This is a genomic window from Thermopetrobacter sp. TC1 (assembly GCF_000746275.1).
Taxonomy (GTDB): domain Bacteria; phylum Pseudomonadota; class Alphaproteobacteria; order Rhizobiales; family Aestuariivirgaceae; genus Thermopetrobacter.
The window spans coordinates 1-6,081 of sequence record NZ_KN050830.1 but is presented as its reverse complement, the minus strand read 5'-3'; the positions used below and the strand labels follow the sequence as shown (position 1 = coordinate 6,081).

The 6,081-nt window shown below is 58.3% G+C and carries 5 protein-coding genes; 1 reads left to right on the top strand and 4 read right to left on the bottom strand.

Annotation, left to right across the window (positions count from 1 at the left end):
• Positions 1–782: 782 nt before the first annotated feature.
• The 4 genes from EK16_RS09525 to EK16_RS09510 all read right to left on the bottom strand — a co-directional run bounded on the left by EK16_RS09525 (position 783) and on the right by EK16_RS09510 (position 4,574).
• The gene (locus EK16_RS09525) at positions 783–2,078 is read right to left on the bottom strand and encodes an NAD(P)/FAD-dependent oxidoreductase (protein WP_038036665.1); all 1,296 of its coding nucleotides are present in this window, start codon (positions 2,076–2,078) and stop codon (positions 783–785) included.
• A gap of 40 nt (positions 2,079–2,118) precedes the next feature.
• Positions 2,119–2,706 (bottom strand): c-type cytochrome, encoded by a 588-nt coding sequence (locus tag EK16_RS09520; RefSeq protein ID WP_156098562.1) that lies wholly within the window; start codon positions 2,704–2,706, stop codon positions 2,119–2,121.
• Between the two features lie 158 nt (positions 2,707–2,864).
• On the bottom strand, positions 2,865–3,926 hold the full coding sequence (locus EK16_RS09515; protein ID WP_051929203.1) for an ankyrin repeat domain-containing protein: 1,062 nt from the start codon (positions 3,924–3,926) through the stop codon (positions 2,865–2,867).
• Positions 3,927–4,031: 105 nt separating this feature from the next.
• Positions 4,032–4,574: a NapC/NirT family cytochrome c gene (locus EK16_RS09510; protein ID WP_038036662.1), complete on the bottom strand. Its 543-nt coding sequence runs from the start codon at positions 4,572–4,574 to the stop codon at positions 4,032–4,034.
• A 591-nt stretch (positions 4,575–5,165) separates the two neighbouring features.
• Here EK16_RS09510 and EK16_RS09505 point away from each other — a divergent pair.
• Positions 5,166–5,633 carry a tyrosine phosphatase family protein gene (locus EK16_RS09505; protein WP_051929202.1) on the top strand — a complete coding sequence of 156 codons (468 nt, stop codon included), beginning with the start codon at positions 5,166–5,168 and terminating at the stop codon, positions 5,631–5,633.
• Positions 5,634–6,081: the final 448 nt, after the last annotated feature.

Below are 6,081 nucleotides of genomic sequence, written 5' to 3'. Positions count from 1 at the left end.
ACCTGGGATGACTATTCCTGGGACGACACCTGGGATTCTGGTTGGGATTCTGGTTGGGACAGCGGTTGGGACTCTGGTTGGGACTCCGGTTGGGACTCCGGTTGGGGTTGGTAAAAGGACCAGGAGCGTTTCCTGTACCAGAGTTGCAGAAGAAGAAAAGGTTCTGGGCTCTCAACACCTGTCTTTATCACGCTTCATCATTGGAGAGGGTGGCAGCTGCCACCCTTTCTTTTTGCAACACTGCACCCGTTAAGCAGAAATCGAGCCCCTTCGCATTGAAAAAGCCCCTGAATACTCAACCAAAAATTTGCCTTGCCACGTATTTTTCCAATCACCCGCCGCCCCGCATCCCATGCTCGAACCCACCTCACCTCTGCGCCCCATAATGTGTCAACCATGTCTTCGAACACCTGTCAGCCATGTCTCCGGGCTGAACAACAAGTTCGGCGATGACGTTTTCCTATTTTTTCAATGAGTTAAATAAATATCCCCCAACTCGTGGAAAGTCATTTTTTCTTGGTCGTTTTGACGGCAACATTCCACTTACTGCATGTCCTCGGATGGCAGTGAGCGAAAGCCGGGGGTCCCGAACCACCTTCGCTTGCACTTGCTGCTCTGGATACCGGCCATTCATCAATATGGGGATGCATGAGGTGTGGTGGTGTGATGTGCTTTGGGCTGGAGGAGACCTTCAGGCACGCTCGTGGAAAAGTGCCAAGGAAAACGGCGCCCTGCCTGATGCAGAGCGCCGCTTTCTCTTCTGTGTGTGTCAGGGGCGGGTATCAAGCGCCGAAGATGTCCCGGGTGATGTTGTTGAACCAGCTGTGCGCATAAGAGACTTCGCGCTTGTAGTACTCAGCCGGGGCATCCGCCGGGGTGAGGCCGCCGGAGACCTTGGTGATCTTGGAGCCGTCCTTGGCCAGCTTGTACACCGCCGCCACGGAGAAGCCCCAGTCATCCGCGGCAATGGAATAGCAGGTGTTCACATAGGCCGGTGCCGGCGGCTCCTTGCCGTTGAGCAGCGCGGCCACGGAAGCGGCGCAGACCTTGGCCTCCGAATTCGCGGCATAGCCCGATTTCGGCATGCCCTTGGCGATGGAGGCATCGCCGATCACGTGGATGTTCTTGTGGATCGTCGACTCGAAGGTGTGCAGGTTCACCGGGCACCAGCCGGAATCGTTGGTGAGCCCGGCGATATGGGCGATCTTGCCCGCCTTCTGCGCCGGCACCACGTTCAGCACATCGGCCTTCACCTTGTCGCCGAACTTGGTGGTGACGGTGCGGTTGGCCACGTCCACGGAAACAACGGCGGCCTCTTCCTGCGCGCCGCGCCATTCGATCATCGCATTGTCGCTCTCAAAGCCGTAGAACTTCTTCCACGCCGCCTTGAACAGGCCCTGCTTGGAGAACTTCGGCTTCGGATCCAGGATGATGACCTTGGACTTGGGCTTGTGCTTCTTGAAATAGTTGGCCACCAGTGAGGCGCGCTCATAGGGCCCCGGCGGGCAGCGATAGGGATTGGGCGGCGCACAGAGCACGAAGACGCCCCCGTCCTTCATCGCCTCCAGCTGCTTGCGCAGGATCATGGTCTGCTCGCCGGCCTTCCAGGCATGGGGCACGGTCTTGGTCGCCGCCTCATCATAGCCCTCGATGGTCTCGTACTTGAAGTCGATGCCCGGCGAGACCACGCAGCGGTCGTACGTAAACTCCTGCCCGCCCGCGGTCTTGACCACCTTCTTCTCCGGGTCGATGGCGGTCACCATGTCGTGCACGACGTTGATGCCCGCCTTCTTCAGCCCGTCATAGCCGAAGCGGATGGTCTCGATCGACCGCTTGCCGGCGATCACCTCATTGGACATGAAGCAGGTGTGATATTCCTTCTTCGGCTCAATGAGCGTCACCTCAATACCGGGATCGAAGATCTTGAGATAGCGCGCGCAGGTGGCGCCGCCGGGGCCACCGCCGACCACCACGACCTTCTTGGATGCGCCCAGCACCACCGACGGCATGCCGGTCACGCCAGCCACCGCGGCGACACCGGTCGCCTGAATGAACGATCTGCGATTGAGTTTCGTCATGGCAGGTATTCTCCTTCACTGAGCTGTTCCGAGCTGGCCGTCATTGCTGGCTGGCATAGAAATGAACGATGGACTGAAGGCCCTTCTCGCCCTTGGAATCGAGAAGCTTCTTGACCTTCTTCTTCATCTTCTTCGTCATTTCCCGCTTGCCGCTCAGGAAGTCGCTCATGGTGAACTGCAGGTAGGGCATCCACTGCCCGGCGAGAATAGCGGCATCCTCTTCCGCCTTCTTGCCGCCGTCCTCGTGGCACTTCTCGCAATACTTCTCATGCAGCTTGGCGCCTTCCTTGGCCATGGCGGCATCGAAGGACTGCTTCGCCGGGACCCACTTCAGACTGGCGTAATGATTGGCCAGCCGCTCGATCTCGTCATCGCTGTAGCCCTTGGCAATGCGGCCCATGATGGTGGAAGGCACTTCTCCGCTCTTGAAGCCCTTCATCACCTCGATCATGTAGTCCTTTGAAATGCCGCCGATGTTGGGAATGGCCGGACCGCCGGAAGCGCCATTGGGGCCATGGCAGCCGTCGCATTGCGCGGCCAGCATCTTGCCGCTGGCGCCCGAGATCAGCTCCTTCTGATTGCCCGCCTGGGCGGATGCCACGGCAAGCCCGAGGGCAAGCCCCGTCATCCAAAGGACGTGCCTCTTTTTCTTTGGCATCTGTCTCCTCCTCTTTGTGGTTATGTGCGTGATCCCCATGGCTTGAGGATCATCACATCTTCCGGTTCCCCCTCTGGCGGATGCCGGAATTCTTCAGCACCGCACGCCAGACCGTGCATGCTGTCCGTTCAGTTCTTTCCGCTGTTCTCGTCTCTCTTCTGCAGAGAGCCTTTCAGCGCCGCCTTGAGAAGCGCGATGCATTTCGCATTGCTCTCCCCGGCGGCGCGGGCGATATCGAGGGCCGTCTGGCCCTTGTTGTTTTTCAGGGCGGGATCGGCGCCGGCCATGAGCAGCGTGCGCACCATGCGCGCCGAGCCATTGCGCGCCGCCTTCATCAAGGCGGTCTCGCCATCCTCATCCCGGGCGTTCACGTCCGGGTGAAATTGCAGGATCACGGCGACCACCGGCAGATGATCCGCCTCCGCCGCCCGGATGAGCGCCGTTGCGCCGGTAACATCACGGGCATCAACCTTCGCACCGCGTTCAAGCAGCAGCCTGGCCACGCCATAATGCCGCTCGTCCGCGGCCAGCATCAGCGGGGTGACGCCGTTCTTGTCCGTGGCGTTCGGATCGGCCCCGGCATCAAGCAGGGCCCTGGCCACCGCCTCATGCCCGAGCTGGGCGGCGCGATGCAGGGCCGTGCGCCCCTGCCTGTCCCTGGCGTTGACGTCGGCGCCATACTTGATGAGCATCCGCACCGCCGGCAGGTTGCCATAGCGGGCAGCACTCATCAGCGGCGTGTGTCCCGCGCGTGAGCGCACGTCCACGAAGGCGCCGTGCTCCAGCAGCATGGCAATGATGGCGGGATAATTGTTGTCGGCGGCAAAGGTGAGCGCGGTGCAGCCAACAACGGTGCGGGCGTTCACATCCGCGCCCTTGCGGATGAGATAGGCAACGGTGGCGATATTGCCGTTTTCCGCCGCCAGCATCAGCGGCGTCTTGCCGAAACGGTTGGCGGCATTGGGCGACACGCCCTTTTCCTCGATCAGCCGGCGCACCGTCTCCAGGTCATCAATGATGGCCGCCGAGCGCAGCTCCCGCGCCTGGGGCGACATGTCCACATATTTCTTCGCCGCCTTCTTCCAGATCTGTTCCGCCTCCTCGCGGCTCATGATCTTTTCAGGCGGCACCTCCATGGCCACGGCCGCAGGCAGGCCCGCCGAAAGCGACAGGGCGATCGCGCCAAGCATAACCGCAAGACCGGCCGCTATCCGTTCGCGGCGCGCGCAGCAAGACCGCCCGCTTTGGCTGCGGCCCGGAAATATCGCCTCTCTGCCCCGCATGGCGTGCACGGCTTATCCCTTTCCCTCTTCTTCCGGCTTGTCCGGGAGTTCATGGGCGACGCCCTTGTGACAGTCGATGCAGGTCTTGCCCTCCTCGCGGGCGCGGGCATGCTTCTTGCGCGCCACGCGGTCCTGCTCATCGAAGGCCATGGCGTTCCAGGAATGACAGTTGCGGCATTCGCGGGAATCGGTGGCTTTCAGCCTGGCCCACACCCGATTCGCCATTTCCCAGCGGCGCGCCTCGAACTTTTCCTTGGTGTTTATGGTGCCGAGAATCTCGTGCCAGACATCCTTGGCGGCCATGATCTTGGCCACCATCTTGGGCCCGAACTGTTTCGGGACATGACAATCGGCACAGCCGATGCGCACGCCGGCATGATTGAGATAGTGCTCGCTCTCCTGCCACTCCTCCAGATTCCACTGCATGCTGTGGCAGGAGGTGCAGAATTCCGTCGTGTTGGTAAAGCCGAGCCCTACATTGAACAGTCCCGCAAAAACGATGCCACCGAGGAACAGGGCCGCGGCGGCTCCCAGTTTGCCAACACCGAACGGCAAGACGTGCCTCCTCTCTTCACGCGCGGCATGTTCAATGCGCGCGTCACTCCCCCCATGAGACTTCCCGTTTGCCAGGCTTTGATCCGCCTTCTTGTTAGCGCCGGGAAAGACACCTGTTGTCTACGAAGGTTGTATAAATATACCGGAAAAGAAAATCAAGAATGCCCATAAATATTTGAATTTTCTTATATAAGATTTTTCTTTTCTGCAGGTATTATATTAACATTTTCTCATGTTCTAATATTTTGCATATTGTGATTTTTCTATAACATTTCTTCAACCTGCAAAAAATGCTTGCAGGAACTGCCGCTCAGGAACCCGGAGAATACCCCCTTGCGAAAGAGGCAGCATGAACCGAGAAGATTTCCCCCGATCTTCACTTGACGGATTCATCTGTATCAAGCGAATATGCCAGATGCTGCCTTAAACTAACCATTCAAGCAAGCACAGCCAAACAAGCAATCACCAAATAAAGCCATATTATTCTGATAATTGTTTCAGAGAAACATGATGCATGCAATAGAATACGAACAACAAAAGTCAGATTTTCGCAGCACTATCATTATCTCTTCACTTGAGGACCTGCCTCGTGTGACTATACATTTTCCGCAGGCGCATGTCATCGGGCTTTTGGGGCCGGAGATGCCCCACCCTGCCCTGCCGGTTCCGGACGCGCGGCGCTTGAAACTTTCCTTTCATGATGTCAGCGCGGCGAAGGCGGGCTTTCAGCCGCCGGGGCTTGAGCATGTCAGGGCGCTGATCGATTTTGTGCATTCCTGGCGGGCGCATGGGCAAGGGCCGCTGATCGTGCATTGCTGGATGGGTGTGTCGCGCTCGCCGGCGGCGGCCTTCATCGCCCGCTGTGTCATGGAACCAAAAACCGATGAAATGGCCATCGCGCAGGCCCTGCGCCGGATCGCCCCCTTTGCCACGCCCAATGCCCGGCTGGTTGCCCTTGCCGATTCGCTGCTTGCCCGGCAGGGACGAATGACGGCGGCGATTGAACACATCGGCCGCGGCCAGGAAACCGCACGCGGTGATGTCGTTCTCTGGCGATGAGGCAAGCGTGTCCTTGCTGAAAGAGCTGTTCCCCTCTTGAAGAAGCAGTTCGGCAGGACACACTAAACGACACCAGATCGCCATCTTTTTCATTATCCCGGCGAAAGTCCTCTTCTGTCCGTTTCAATCACTTCATGCGTTGCGAATGATTTTCGTTATTAAGAGTATAAGCACTCACATGCACCACAGATAATACTTTTCCCAAGGCATTCTCCCATCATTGCCCAAACTTGGAGAGTATTGTTTTTATGTTAAATATCAACATGTTACGTCATGCCCGGGCGTGTCCCGGGCATCCAGGGGCGGTTTAATCATGCGGTGATGGCAGTCAGAAACGGTTCTTCAGGGCTCGGAGCTTACCGCCGGAAAGATATTTTATATCCTTCCGGAACGTTTAGGCGGGGTTTTCTACCCCGCCTATAGCATGAGTGGCGGGGTAATATACCCC